The organism is Cohnella phaseoli, from assembly GCF_003386235.1.
Classification (GTDB): domain Bacteria; phylum Bacillota; class Bacilli; order Paenibacillales; family Paenibacillaceae; genus Cohnella; species Cohnella phaseoli.
Window position 1 is genome coordinate 1 of the sequence record NZ_QRDZ01000059.1, and the last position, 13,316, is coordinate 13,316.

Annotated in this window: 14 protein-coding genes; 9 read left to right on the top strand and 5 right to left on the bottom strand. The window is 57.6% G+C overall.

The window, feature by feature from the left end; genetic code table 11:
- Window positions 1-342: 342 nt before the first annotated feature.
- Window positions 343-1,290: a ribonuclease Z gene (gene rnz / locus DFP98_RS37755; protein WP_116065812.1), complete on the top strand. Its 948-nt coding sequence runs from the start codon at window positions 343-345 to the stop codon at window positions 1,288-1,290.
- Here the strand turns inward: rnz and DFP98_RS37760 are convergent.
- Window positions 1,287-2,168 carry a helix-turn-helix domain-containing protein gene (locus DFP98_RS37760; protein WP_116065813.1) on the bottom strand — a complete coding sequence of 294 codons (882 nt, stop codon included), beginning with the start codon at window positions 2,166-2,168 and terminating at the stop codon, window positions 1,287-1,289. The genes rnz and DFP98_RS37760 overlap by 4 nt on opposite strands.
- 144 nt (window positions 2,169-2,312) lie before the next feature.
- On the opposite strand from DFP98_RS37760, the gene DFP98_RS37765 reads away from it, so the two are divergent.
- From DFP98_RS37765 to DFP98_RS37780, 4 genes are all read left to right on the top strand, one after another.
- Window positions 2,313-3,089 carry a phytanoyl-CoA dioxygenase family protein gene (locus DFP98_RS37765; RefSeq protein WP_116065814.1) on the top strand — a complete coding sequence of 259 codons (777 nt, stop codon included), beginning with the start codon at window positions 2,313-2,315 and terminating at the stop codon, window positions 3,087-3,089.
- A gap of 118 nt (window positions 3,090-3,207) precedes the next feature.
- Window positions 3,208-4,050 carry a phytanoyl-CoA dioxygenase family protein gene (locus DFP98_RS37770; protein WP_116065815.1) on the top strand — a complete coding sequence of 281 codons (843 nt, stop codon included), beginning with the start codon at window positions 3,208-3,210 and terminating at the stop codon, window positions 4,048-4,050.
- Window positions 4,051-4,162: 112 nt separating this feature from the next.
- On the top strand, window positions 4,163-5,104 hold the full coding sequence (locus DFP98_RS37775; RefSeq protein WP_116065816.1) for an AraC family transcriptional regulator: 942 nt from the start codon (window positions 4,163-4,165) through the stop codon (window positions 5,102-5,104).
- Window positions 5,105-5,192: 88 nt separating this feature from the next.
- A complete protein-coding gene (locus tag DFP98_RS37780) occupies window positions 5,193-6,185 on the top strand; it encodes a phytanoyl-CoA dioxygenase family protein (protein WP_116065817.1) in 993 nt (330 codons plus the stop codon).
- A gap of 103 nt (window positions 6,186-6,288) precedes the next feature.
- Here the strand turns inward: DFP98_RS37780 and DFP98_RS37785 are convergent, their stop codons facing one another.
- The 4 genes from DFP98_RS37785 to DFP98_RS37800 form a co-directional block, all read right to left on the bottom strand.
- The gene (locus DFP98_RS37785) at window positions 6,289-7,161 is read right to left on the bottom strand and encodes an AraC family transcriptional regulator (protein ID WP_116065818.1); all 873 of its coding nucleotides are present in this window, start codon (window positions 7,159-7,161) and stop codon (window positions 6,289-6,291) included.
- 85 nt (window positions 7,162-7,246) lie between these two features.
- Window positions 7,247-7,999, bottom strand: a complete 753-nt coding sequence (locus DFP98_RS37790; RefSeq protein WP_116065819.1) for a sulfotransferase family 2 domain-containing protein — start codon at window positions 7,997-7,999, stop codon at window positions 7,247-7,249.
- Window positions 7,996-8,556, bottom strand: a complete 561-nt coding sequence (gene cysC, locus DFP98_RS37795; RefSeq protein ID WP_281275195.1) for an adenylyl-sulfate kinase — start codon at window positions 8,554-8,556, stop codon at window positions 7,996-7,998. The genes DFP98_RS37790 and cysC overlap by 4 nt, the downstream gene beginning before the upstream one ends.
- 39 nt (window positions 8,557-8,595) lie before the next feature.
- Window positions 8,596-9,345, bottom strand: coding sequence for an RNA polymerase sigma factor (locus DFP98_RS37800; RefSeq protein ID WP_116065821.1), 750 nt, complete (start codon window positions 9,343-9,345; stop codon window positions 8,596-8,598).
- 190 nt (window positions 9,346-9,535) lie between these two features.
- On the opposite strand from DFP98_RS37800, the gene clpP reads away from it, so the two are divergent.
- The 4 genes from clpP to DFP98_RS37820 all read left to right on the top strand — a co-directional run bounded on the left by clpP (window position 9,536) and on the right by DFP98_RS37820 (window position 13,205).
- Window positions 9,536-10,183, top strand: a complete 648-nt coding sequence (gene clpP, locus DFP98_RS37805) for an ATP-dependent Clp endopeptidase proteolytic subunit ClpP (RefSeq protein WP_116065822.1) — start codon at window positions 9,536-9,538, stop codon at window positions 10,181-10,183.
- Window positions 10,184-10,303: 120 nt separating this feature from the next.
- Window positions 10,304-11,341, top strand: a complete 1,038-nt coding sequence (locus DFP98_RS37810) for a LacI family DNA-binding transcriptional regulator (RefSeq protein WP_181918189.1) — start codon at window positions 10,304-10,306, stop codon at window positions 11,339-11,341.
- 19 nt (window positions 11,342-11,360) lie between these two features.
- Entirely contained in the window at window positions 11,361-12,083 is a 723-nt protein-coding gene (locus tag DFP98_RS37815; RefSeq protein ID WP_116065824.1) for a ThuA domain-containing protein, read from the top strand.
- 21 nt (window positions 12,084-12,104) lie between these two features.
- Window positions 12,105-13,205 (top strand): Gfo/Idh/MocA family protein, encoded by a 1,101-nt coding sequence (locus DFP98_RS37820; RefSeq protein WP_116065825.1) that lies wholly within the window; start codon window positions 12,105-12,107, stop codon window positions 13,203-13,205.
- Window positions 13,206-13,316: the final 111 nt, after the last annotated feature.

Genomic DNA, 13,316 nt, shown 5'->3' on the forward strand with positions numbered 1-13,316 from the left:
GAATGGGTCATGAGTCTAGATGACCGGTCAAAATTCTTCTGGCCGAGAAAGAACGTGAAATAAAGAGCATAACTGCGACATGAGTCGGTTTGATATGGAAGACTCCGGAATTAGGGGGTCGCACCGTAATTTTACAATAAAGGAAAAATACATGATTTAAAGCGGGAACCCCGCCTTAAATTCACCGAAAGTGCCGGATTTTCAGATTTAAGACGGACAATCCGCTTTAAAATAAAAGAGCATAGACTAGTCTTGGTACCCGTTAAGCGCGAGGCTGTGCGGCCAGCCGGGTTAAAGCAGAAATCGTTCGTCAATGCTGATCTAAGAAAGGAGGCGGTGTGCGTGGAGCTTTGGTTTATGGGAACAAGCGCGGGCATGCCGATCGCGGAGAGAAATGTGTCCTCTATCGTGCTGAGCCTGACGAGGACGAAAGGTTCGCTGTGGATGTTCGACTGCGGAGAGGGTACGCAGCATCAGCTGCTTCGTACGCCGTTGAAACTGAGTAGACTGACCAAGTTATTCATTACACATTTGCACGGCGATCATCTGTTCGGCCTTCCCGGACTACTGAGCAGCCGCTCCTCGCTTGGGGGAACCGCCTCGTTAGACGTGTACGGGCCGCCGGGCTTGCGTGAATTTCTAGATGCGGCGCTGAGGCTGTCCGATACTCACCTGAACTACCCCTTCCAGGTGCATGAGCTTGAAGCGGAAGGAGCCGTGCTCGATGAGGACGGCTATACGGTGGAGTGCGCTCTGCTGGATCATCGAATCGCTTGCTTTGGCTATCGAATCGCAGAGAAGCCGCGTTCCGGCTCGCTTCGCGTCGACGTGCTTACGGCAGCGGGAGTTCCACCGGGACCGGCCTATGGTAAGCTGAAGGCCGGTGAGGATCTCAGGCTGGAGGACGGGAGCGTCATCCGCGCCGCCGACGTGCTATGCGATCCGATTCCCGGGCGCGTTGTCGCGGTGATGGGCGATACCCGGCCGTGCGAAGGGGCGCTTCGGCTGGCCCAAGGTGCCGATGTACTTGTGTACGAGGCGACTTTCGGCGCCGATTTGGCGGAAAAGGCCGAGCAGTACGGCCATTCCACGACGCTGCAGGCAGCCGAAACCGCGAAAGCCGCTAATATCTCCCGGCTGCTGATCACCCATTTCAGCTCGCGGTACGGACCGGATCAGCTTGCCGAGCTGGAGACGCAGGCACGAGGCGTTTTCCCGCAGACGGATGCGGCGATGGAACTACAGGCTTATCCGATTCCTTCGCCTTCGTTCCGCACAAACTTAGCCTAATCATGCTCCGCTCCGCCGTACTTGCGCCTGAAGTGGCCCGGCGGGAGCTTCTTCTCTCGCAGGAAGACGCGAGTGAAGTAGTGCACCGAAGAGAAACCGGTCGCTTCGGCGATTTCCTTAATCGCCAGATCGCTTTCCGCCAGCAGCTCCGCAGCCCGGCGAACGCGCTCGCCGCGAACGTAATTCGTGAAATTTTCCCTAATGCCTCCGGAAAACAAACGGGAAAGATGGCGCTCGGAGACGTTCAGATAGGCGGCGATTTCCCGCAGGCTCAGATCTCGGGACAGATTGTCTCGAATGTACAGCTTGGCTTGACGGAGCAGAACGTCCGCGCTTCCAGTGAAGCGGGCCGGAGCTGGCGTTTCGCTGCTGAAGAGGCTCGGGAAGCTCAGCAGCAAGGCTCCCGTGGCAGCCTGCAAAGCGTTCGGAGACAGGCGGTTTCGGCCGTCCTCTCGCAGCATCAGGCTCTTCCACAGCAGCGAAGAGGGCAGGCTTCCGTCATCGTAGACGCACGTTTCTCCGCTGGAGGCGAGAGAACGAAACGTCTCGACGGCTTCGCGCCGCGAGCTGCGTTCATCCGGCTCGAACGCCACATAGATCAGATACATTCCGTCCTGCGAACGGATTTGATGCTCTATGCCCGGCCTGGAGCAGAAATGGGTTCCCGCCCGCAGAGGATAGTCGATCCCGTTCTCCGAATATTCCCCTTCTCCTTCCAGAACGTAGCAGATCTCAAAAAAGGAATGCTTATGCACCGGATTATTATAATGCCGGGGAACGACGTCCCAGTAATGAACTTTGAATTCCGCACCGTTTCCAGTGACCACTTTCGCGGCCTGCTCGTTTAGCAGCGCCTGCGTCTCATTGGCGATATCCATTTTTCCGCCCCCTGCTCCGCGCTTATGTCCTTATTATGCAAAAAAAAGTCGCCTGCGGTCAAAGACCGGCCCTGCCCGATAGCTATACAATAAAGCCGAAATGCAAAACAATTCAAGCTCAGATTTGCCAAGGGAGGAATCGGCATGATTCGTGTAGAGGATGCGGAATTTTACAAAGAAAACGGGTATTTGCTGGTCAAGGGCGTCTTCAATTCCGAGGAAGTCGCGCAAATGCGCAAGGCGGTAGACGCTATCATTCAGCGGGCGGCCATGGTAAACCGGGACGAGAATGCGGCCTGGCAGGGCGAATTCCTGCCTCCGGAGCAGTTGAAGAAGCTTGTGCTGAAAGGCTTTCACGACGTTCACTACCACGATGCGGCATTCATGCGCGCGGCGATTCATCCGAATATGGTTTCGGTGTTGGAGAAGCTGATCGGACCCAACGTGCAACTGCACCATTCCAAGATGCTCGTCAAGCCGCCGGAGAACGGCGCGGCCTTCCCGATGCACCAGGATCAGCCTTACTTCCCGCACGAGAAGCATACGATGCTGGCCGCCAGCATCCATCTGGACAATGCGGACGAGGAGAATGGCTGCCTTCGGGTCGTTCCCGGATCGCACAAGCAGGGGCCGATGCAGCATGTGGGCAGACATTACCTCGACCACAAAGCTTATCCGATCTCGGACGGAACGCTGTGCGAGGCGGAAGCCGGCGACGTGCTGTTCTTCAACTATTTGACGATTCACGGCTCGTCGGCCAACCGGAGCGAGCGGACAAGAAGGAACGTGCTGTTCCAGTATCGCGATCCGGAGGATTTCCCGACGCAGAACGTCCACTTCGATTGGGGCATGGGGCTGATGATCAGCGGCGAAAACCCTAACTTCGATAAAGTCAAACCGAACTACCAGATCGTCGAATAACAAGAGCTAAGAAAAACACAAGTGAAACTTGGTTTATCGGAAATACTTCGCGACGCGAAACTCTTATGATGAAGCCATGGATCTAAACATCCGAATAAGAGCTGGGGAGTGGTGTCCGATGTTGAACGATAGCCAATTGGCCGAATTCGAGCGCAACGGTTTTCTCAAGGGCGGAGTCGTGTTGAACGACGACGAGGTGGAGGCGCTTCGCGAAGAGCTGGAGCTGGTAATGGCCGGGAAATCGGTACAAAAACCCGTGCTGGCCCACAATATGCTGACCGACGGAGCAGAGGGAGCGACTCCCTACGACGGAATGAAAATGATCGTGAACGAGAAAGTCATTCAGATCGTCAATATTTGGATGGCCAGCGATGTGTTCTTCCAGCATGCCGCGAACAAGACGATCGTCGAGGAGATCGCCCAACTGTGCAACACCGATACGGTGCGCATCTGGCACGACCAGATCCAGTACAAGCCGCCGGTGACGGGAGGACTGACCGCATGGCATCAGGACCATCCGCTCTGGCCGATCATCCAGCCGGCCGATCTCGTCAGCGCCTGGGTCGCGCTTGATGACGCCGTCGTCGAGAACGGCTGTATGTGGATGGTGCCGGGCAGCCATAAATGGGGAGATCATCAGAAGTATTTGGCCAGCGATAAGGAATTCATGCCTTATCATCGCCGCCCGGAGCTGCTTCCGGAAGGGGCCGAGGTTAAAGCCGTGCCGTTCGAGATCAAGAAAGGTCAGGTCGGCTACCATCACAGCCTTACCTGGCACGGCAGCCCGAACAATCGCTCGGAACATAAACGCCGCGCGATCGCCGTACACTACATGCCGGGCCATACGCGATATGTGCCGTCCAGCGACCATGTCATGCTATCTTACGTCGGCGTAAACAAAGGCGATATTTTGCAAGGACAGCATTTCCCGGTCGTATATTCTTCCGTCGGCGCTAGCTGATCGAAGGCAAGAGCCCTCCTCCCGCTTGGGGCGGAGGGCTCTTGACGTTGCGAAAACGGCTTGCATTCCTTACGATAGAGGAAAATAGAGAGAAAGAAGGGGCGCGAACGGGATGACGGACAGAAATGGAGACGGAGAGGAATTTCGGGAGTGCCAAGCGAGCATGCTGCGCGCTTGGCCGTTCGTCCACAGCGTAGGGGACGTGTGGGCCGCGGCGGGCGCGACTCTCGGAGAAAGACGGCTAACCGACTACGAACTCGTCTACTTCCCGGACGGCTCGTCGACGATCTACGAAACGGACGAGGAAACGTATAAGCTGGACAAGCCTTGCTTTATTTTTACCAGGCCGGGCGAGGGACATCGCTATCGCTTCGATTCGAATAAGAACGTTCGGCATCTGTTCGTCCACTTCGATTACGAGGAACTTCGGCGGGGAGACGCTCGTTTCGATTCGCTGCTCTTCGGATCTCCTTATCTTCCGGTCAGCGGCAATAGCTTGCTGCCGGCGTTGCTTGGGCAGATGGTAAGAATCGCCGATTTCCAGCTCGCTTATTGGAAGCGGAGGCTGTCCGCCTTGCTGTCGTCGGCATTGGAGGAGCTGTGCGCTTCCGCGGACAATGCGCTGGAGGAGCTGGCCCGGCCGCTTCCGCTTCCGATTTCGCAGGCGTTAACGTATATGGAAGATCATCTCGAAGAGTCTATTACGATCGAGGCGATCGCCCGGCAGTCGGGCTGGTCCCACGAGCATTTCACCCGCATGTTCGTCGCTTCCGTCGGCATGTCGCCGAAACGAGCTCTGCTCGAACGGAGATTGCGGCGGGCGGAGCTGCTGATGCAGAGCGGACGGTGGACGGTCAAGCAGATCGCTTACCGGGTCGGTTTTCGAGACGAGCATCATTTCTCCAAAATGTACAAGCGGCTTAGAGGAATGACCGCTTCCGCCTACATTGCGCGCTGCGAGAGCTCCCTTGCCCAGCATGCGCTGCCGGCTCCCGACACGGTTGCTTCGCTATCCTCCAACCGGCATGTGCTCGTGAACGAACAGATCAAATAAATACCCCGTAATCGAGGTTCCGTCCATTGAGGAGACCGTTGGCCTTATTGCACAATAAAGGCAACGACGATCATGGAGGTTTGGGAAAATGGGGATTCCTTATACGCCGAAGTCACGCGAGCACGATAATCGATATTTGGTCAGCGTGGACGATTACGTTCATTATCAACGCAACGGCTATTTGATCGTGAGAGATTTATTGTCAAAAGAAGACATCGCGGAGCTGTACGATTTGGCAGAACGTACGCGGCTTGGTCCGGCGAAGACGGATGGGAGCGCCGCGCGGGACGACGATCCGCTGAAGCGGGAGTTCTCCGAGCAGACTCGGGTTCATATGGTTTCGAGACGGGACGCCGCCGCCGAGCGAGGATTGCTGCACCCGCGCATTCTCGACGTGACCGAAGCGTTGATCGGGCCGGACGTCTATGCGCTGCAATCGATGATGTTCCTGAATCCTCCCGGACGGGGAGGGCAAGGCTGGCATCAGGATTCGTACTACATCAAGACGCATCCGGACACGATGCTGGGCGCCTGGATCGCCTTGGAGGACGCCGACGAGGAGAACGGCTGCCTGTGGGTCGTTCCCGGCTCGAATCACGAGCCGATCTATCCCCCTGAAGGGTACAATTCGGGCAGCGTTCACGCCGTCGATGCGTTCAAGGATCTGCACGCCGTGGAGAATGTCAGCCATCTCGACGACGAGGCGAATACGCTGTCGCGGGTGGTGGCGAAGTACCCGCCGCCGATTTCGGTGCCGCTGCGGCCAGGCGACGTGCTGTTTTTTCATTCGCATCTGCTGCACCGCTCGCATCCGAATCGTACGGCGGATCGGTTTCGCCGTTCCTATGTATGCCACTATTGCAACGCCCGTTCCTGGGTTCCTTGGGACCATGACGGCTACGAGGGAGAATCGGGCAACTACAGGCAGATTCTGGCGCGCGGCCGCACTCATCTGCCGTACGCGGAGCCTGTCTTCGATACCGAGGTGTTCCTGTCCGAGGCTAGCGGGGAAGGCGACAGCGTCCGCATGATGGGCATGGAGGACGGCATGATGATGCCGGTCGTGCAGAAGAAGGAGTAGGACGGTTCAATGCTAAGGCGACGTCAGGGAGATGAGCCCTGCGTCGCCTTTTATCTTGTGCGCCCTTTAGACGGAATGAGGAGCGCCGAATGGCGGTTGGCCGCTAAGCGTCCTTGCCCTGCATCCGAAATTCCGTCGGAGTCAGCCCGGTAAACTTCTTGAACTGGTGGCTGAAATAGTGAATGCTCGTAAAGCCGAGCCGTTCGGCCAGCGAATCGATTTTCTCGCCGTGCAGGAGCGCTCGCTTCGCCTGCTTGATCCGCTCGCCGATGATGTACTGCTTAGGGAGCAGGCCGAATTCCTCCTTAAACAGCTTGGAGAAATGGATCGGGTGATAGCCGCACATCGTCGCAAGCTCGGCCACTGTCCAATTGCGGCCCGGTTCCAGCTGCATCGCCGCAATGGCGGGCTCGATCTTGTTTAAGGCAGTGGAGGATGCGGAGCGAAGGTCCAGCAGCTGGCGGAAAATATACGTTACCGCCTGGGTCATGAGACCTCTAAGCGCGGTTCCGTATCCAGGCTGCTCCAGCTCGTATTCCTTCACGATCTTGGTCAGGACCGGCTCCAGTCCCGAGACCGTAAAATGGGAAGGGAACGCTACGGAGCCGTAAGGCGGAATGCTCGGCGAGGGAACGGCCGGTTGTCCGCAAGGCTCGTCCTGGCCGGCATAACGGATCGACAGCCCCGGATGGACCGGAGCCGTCGATTCGTGCCTCCAGTGAAAGTGGATGCTGTAGTAATCAGTGCGTTCCGTCGCATACAGCTCGTGAGGGCATTCCGGCCCGAAGTGCACGCACTCTCCGCTCCGAATCCCGTATGTTTTTCCTCCGACGGACAGCTCGGCATAACCGGACACGACGTAGAAAAGCTGGTTGTCGGGAATAATTCTTCTTCCCCACTTGGAAGCGGCGGTAGCCGTCGCCCTGCTGGCGAAATTAACCGTGGGCATTAGCTCGTCAAGCGAACGGATCGTCATAGTTCCTCTTCTTTCGTTCGTTGTCGTTCACCCTCATCATAAGGAGGAAGCCACAGTTGCGCAAGTCCCGCTTGCAGGAAGAAGGCTAGTCCAGTCGTCCTTCCCGCTTGAAAAGTTCGAGCTGCTTCTTTTTCCAATGGGGCAGACGCTCAATTTCCTTTTCCAGCCGCTTTCTAACAAACCTGTACAGCCGCAAATCATGTTCGACCAAGCTCTCGATCAGCGCGATAACCTCGGGATCGATTTGCTCGATTGTTGGTCGGTTCGGCGTCGCATTCACCCTGAATACTTCCGCGGACTTCCAGCCATATCTATTTTTCAGCAAGTAAACCGACTCGTGATACAGCTCGGTAACTCCGACGATCGGATAATGCTCGGTCACGATCTTAAGCGTATTCTTCCATGAGACGGGAGGGCGGCCCAGCATGTAATTGGACTGATAATTCCGGAAAAAGGCATCCATAATGTTGTCCGGAAGCTGAAAAAAATCCTTCATCGGCATCTGGAGCACGAAAGGATTGAGCCAGTGGGAAGGATGATGTGCGATGTAAAAGTAGTAGGATAAAACCGCTTCGACGGGATGCCGCATCAACGTCGCATATTCGTAGGGGCGGGCGGAGCGGGCGTGAGGTCCGAACCAGTAATGGCCGAAAATGCAATCGAATCCGTGGTCCGGACGGGCCAGCGTCATTTCCCATTCCCTGGGGGTTAGATCGTAAAAAATACCAAGCCGCTTGCCGTATTCGCGATGCAAAATTTGGTGAATGCTGGAGCCGGCGGTTTTAGGGATGTGAATAAAAAAGAGCAGCGGTGACGGTTTGGTCGATTCTCTGCTCATGGCAATCGGACCCCGCTTTCCCGAAGAAGCCGGATCACTTTGTCGGCGCTGATCTCCGGCGTCTCCTTGTCCGTCTCGACGACAAGGGATGGATTGTCCGGTTCGTCGAACCTGTCGGAAATTCCCGTGAACTGAGAGATTCGTCCGGCGATCGCTTTAGCATACAGCCCTTTGACGTCTCTTACTATACAATGCTCAAGCGGGCATTTAACGTAAACCTCTACGTATGCTGGGAGCATTCTGCGGCATTCCTCCCGCATTTCCCGGTATGGCGTAATGAGCGGCGCCAGAACGACGATTCCGTTACGGGACAGAAGCCGGGCGACGAGCATCGTTCGCCGGATATGCTGGATTCTGTCCTCATAGGAAAAGCCCAGATCCGGGCTCAATGTCTGGCGCAGCTCGTCCCCGTCCAGAACGGCGTGCGGAATGCCGTTCTGCTGCAGCCGCCTCTCCACGATTCTGCCGATTGTCGATTTGCCCGAGCCGGACAGCCCGACAAACCAGACGACCGCTCCGTTTTTTTGCGACATGGCGCTCACCTCGCCATAGTGTATGCGGGTAAGCGCCGGAGCGCATGGACAAACCGACCTTCTTTAAGCGGCGAGCAGCATAGTCGGGCGAGATTCGTTGCTGTGCAGTACGCTCGCTTGGCGCGAGACGGCCGCACGGAGCCGTCGCGAATGCAGCATGCCGATCGCCGCGGCCAGCTCGGAGTCGATTGCGCGGAACAAGGTCAACATCGTCTCCGCGTCGCCGGAATCGTACGCGGCCGCAAGCGCCCGAACGTAGGCGTCCAGGCCGGACGGATCGTCGGCCTGGGCCTCCGCGCCGTTCTCGAGATTTTCCCGGACGCGCGGCAGGCCCAGTCTGGCCCGATGCAGGGCGGCTTTGGCCGCTCCTTCCGTCACGCCAAGCATAGCGCCCGTCTCCGCGCTTGAATAGCCGAGTACATCCCGCAGCAGGAACGTCGCTCTTTGCAAGGGGGGCAACTGTGCGATCAGTGCGCGGAAAGCCGCCTCGATTTCCAGAGAGTCGCCATAAGCTTCCTTCTCTTCTGGCGAACGCTCGGCTCGCAGAATGCGCGACAGCTTGGCGCTGCGGCGGGCGCGATCGACCCAAGCGTTCTTCGCGATTCGCAGCAAGTAGGCTTCCGGATTCGGATGCTCCTCGAAGCGGGCGCCGCCAAGCGCCTTAAGCCAGGCGTCTTGAGCCAGGTCCTCCGCCTCCCAAGCGGATTCGGCCAGGGACAAGCAATATTTGCGCAGCGCGGCGTGAAGCCGGGCAACGTCTAGCGTCGGATGCGCCTCCGTCTGGGGCGCATTTGCGGTTCGGTTCGCATGCATGGCGTTCCCTCCTCGTTCTAGGGCAAATTTCGTCCTGCTATCGTAAACGAATGAAGCGTGCGAAAAGATACGCACATCGGCTTCGAAATTGGACTTTTAGAACTTCCTCTCTACAGTGTATTCGATTTTTTCGGCCCAGCAAAGGCGGATCGTCGGGCCGCCCGTATCTTTCCGGGGCGTTCGTTCGTCTATGGGGGTGAACGGCGATTATCGAATACAAGAAAAACGGAGGAATGAACAAATGACGAATTATGTGCCGTATGTCGTGGAGCAGACGAACCGCGGGGAGAGAAGCTACGACATCTACTCTCGCCTGCTGAAGGATCGCATCATCTTCTTAGGCTCGGCGATCGACGATCAGGTCGCCAACAGCGTCGTCGCCCAGTTGCTGTTTCTCGCAGCGGAAGATCCGGACAAAGAGATCAGCATGTATATCAACTCGCCGGGCGGTTCCGTCTCGTCCGCATTCGCCATGTATGACACGATGCGCTACATTAAGCCGGAGGTTCATACAATCTGCATGGGGATGGCCGCCTCCGCGGGAGCGTTCCTGCTGCTGGCCGGCACCAAGGGCAAGAGGTTCGCGCTTCCCAGCAGCGAGATTATGATTCACCAGCCAAGCGGCGGAGCGCAGGGTCAGGCGAGCGACATTGCGATCACAGCCCAAAAAATATTGCGGACGAGAGATAAGCTGAACCGGATTTTTGCGGATCGCACCGGCCAGCCGCTTGAGCGGATCGAGAAGGATATGGAGCGGGATTACTATATGACCGCCGAAGAAGCGCTGGAATACGGCGTTATCGACCAGATCATCACGTCCTCGGACGTTCGTCTCTAACGACTACTCCCAGCCATTTGCCATCCTTGCCGAACGATGCCGTCTTGCGAATTCCGCTTGACGGCTTCATTTTGCCATGCCATAATGTACGCGTGTACATTATGGCATTCAGACAGGAAGATGTGTGTGACGAACCGTAAAGAAGTCGCCAAGCTGGCCGGCGTGTCGGAAGCGACCGTATCCCGGGTGCTGAACGGGATCGGGCCGATGAAGGAGTCGACCAGACAGCGGGTGCTGCAGGCGGCCAAGCAGTTGAATTACGAATTGAACGCGGTAGCTTCGAGCTTCGCAAGGGGGCGAAGCGGCAACCTTGGCGTTGTGCTGCCCCACGTGCCGAAGGTTCATCTGTTCTCGACGTATTATTTTTCCGAGCTGCTAGGGGGTATCGGGGAAGCGGTTCACTCCGGCGGTTACGGACTGCTGTTGCTGTTTCGGGACCCGACCGTCGTATACGATTACGTCTCTCTGTATCGGACGCAGCGGGTCGACGCCTGCATCATCCTTGGCTCCAGCGCTCTCGAAACGGAGAAGACGGCCGTTCACCGGCTCGCGGACGAGCGGCTGCCGTATTGCGTCATGGATCAGAGATTCGATCATCCGCAGTTGAGCATCGTGGCCGCGGATCACGAGCAGGGAAGCTATGACGCGGTTAAGCATCTGATCGAGCGAGGATACAGAAAAATCGGCTTCCTGAACGGGGCGCCTCAGTATTCGAATAGCGAGGACAGAATGGCGGGATACCGGAAGGCGCTGAAGGAGGCCGGCATTGCCGAAGACGATACGCGGGTCTACCAGGGCAATTACAGCCGCACGAGCGGGAAGAAGGCAGCCAGCCAAGTATATCGCGATCTAGCTCGGCTGGACGCCGTCTTTGTCAGCAACGACCGGATGGCGATCGGTCTGATGCAGGGGCTGAGGGAGCTGGGCTGCCGCCTGCCGGACGATCTGAAGATCGTCGCCTATGACAATTCCGACGCGGCCAGCTTCACCGAGCCAGCGCTGACGACGGTTAAAGTTCCGTTTTACGAGATGGGCAGACTGGCGGCGGATCGCCTGCTGAAGCAGCTTGCGGAGCGAGACAGAAACGACGCTTCGGCGGAGCCGATTCGCGAGAAGCTGAGAACCGAGCTCATTATCCGCCATTCGAGCGGAAAATAACAAATGGGGAGGAAGACGGATGAAAAAAGCGTTGATCGTTTGGGGAGGCTGGGACGGTCACCAGCCGAAAGAGGTTGCGGAAATTTTTCGCGGTCAGCTGGTGGAAGAGGGGTTCGAGGTTGAGGTGTCGGATACGCTGGAAGCTTTCGCCGACGGAGAGAAGCTGAAGGGGCTTGATCTGATTATCCCGGTATGGACGATGGGGCGCATCGAGCAGGAGTGGGTGAACAACGTCTCCGCCGCCGTGCAGAGCGGCGTGGGTCTTGCCGGCTGCCATGGCGGCATGTGCGACGCGTTCCGCGACAATACCGACTGGCAGTTCATGACCGGAGGGCAGTGGATCGCGCATCCGGGCAACGACGGCACGGAGTACACGGTGGAAATCAAGGCGGGGTCTAGTCCGCTGATCGCAGGGATCGAGGATTTCACAGTGTCGACGGAGCAGTACTATCTGCATGTCGATCCGGCTAACGAGGTGCTGGCTACGACGCGTTTCCCGGTAGCTCCGGGTCCGCATTCGCCTAACAAAGCGGTCGATATGCCGGTCATCTGGACGAAGCGCTGGGGACATGGACGTATCTATTACAATTCGCTCGGACATCAAGCGGACATTATGGAAATTCCGGTCGTCAAGGAACTGATGCGCAGAGGCTTTATATGGTGCGCGGAAGGCAAGGCCGCAGCCCCTGCGAGTACCGAGTCGGCTCAAGCCTATACAGGCATGCAGGATAATCAACTTTAATAGCGGGAATGAGGAGTCAGCGTGGATAAAATAAAAGTCGGCATCGTCGGTACGGGCAACATTAGCGGCATCTATTTTCAAAACGGTAAAAGGTTTGAAGCGATGGAGGTTGTCGCATGCGCCGACCTGGATGTGGAGAGAGCGAAGGCTCGCGCGGCGGAGTACGGAGTTCGCGGCTGCTCGGTCGAGGAGCTTCTGGCCGATCCCGATATCCAGATGGTCATCAACCTGACGATTCCGGCTGCGCATGCCTCTGTATGCTTGCAAGCGCTGGAGGCCGGCAAGCACGTCTATGTGGAGAAGCCTCTGGCGGTGAGCCGCGAAGAGGGAAGCAAGGTGCTGGAGCTGGCCGCAAGCAAAGGGCTGCTCGTCGGCAGCGCGCCGGATACGTTTCTCGGAGGAGGCATTCAGACGGCGATCAAGCTGATTCGGGACGGACGAATCGGCACGCCGATCGGCGCGACGGCTTTTATGACGTGCGGCGGACACGAGAGCTGGCATCCCGCGCCGGAGTTTTATTATCAGAAGGGCGGCGGGCCGATGTTCGACATGGGCCCGTACTATTTGACCGCCCTGATCGCGATGCTGGGACCGATCTCGCGAGTGACCGGCTCGGCTCGCATCTCGTATCCGGAGCGGACGATTACGAGCCAACCGAAGTACGGACAGAAGGTGAAGGTGGAGGTGCCGACGCATATCGCCGGCATTATGGACTTCGCGGCGGGGCCGATCGGCACGCTGTTAACGAGCTTCGATACGATGGGCGGTTCGACCTTGCCTCGCATTGAGGTGTACGGAAGCGAAGGCACGCTGCTCGTACCGGACCCGAACGGCTTCGGAGGCGAAGTCCGCATCTGGCAGGCGGGAGCTAGGGAATGGTCCGACATTCCGCTGACGCACGGCAAAGCCGACAATGCTCGCGGCGTCGGCGCCGCGGACATGGCCAAGGCGATTCTGTCCGGCCGCAAGCATCGCGCGAGCGGGGAGTTGGCCTTCCATGTGCTGGAGGCGATGCATGGCTTTCACGACGCATCCGAACAAGGCGTGCACTACCAAATGAAGAGCACTTGCGAGACTCCGGCTCCGCTGCCGGTGGGATTGGCCGATTTCGAATTGGATTGATCCGTTGCGCCCCCGAATATGATACAATCGATGCGGAACGAGGAAGGCGGAGACTAGCCGCAGAGCTAGAACGCCTTTCTTGCGCATCATGACGCGTTGGCGGGAGAACGG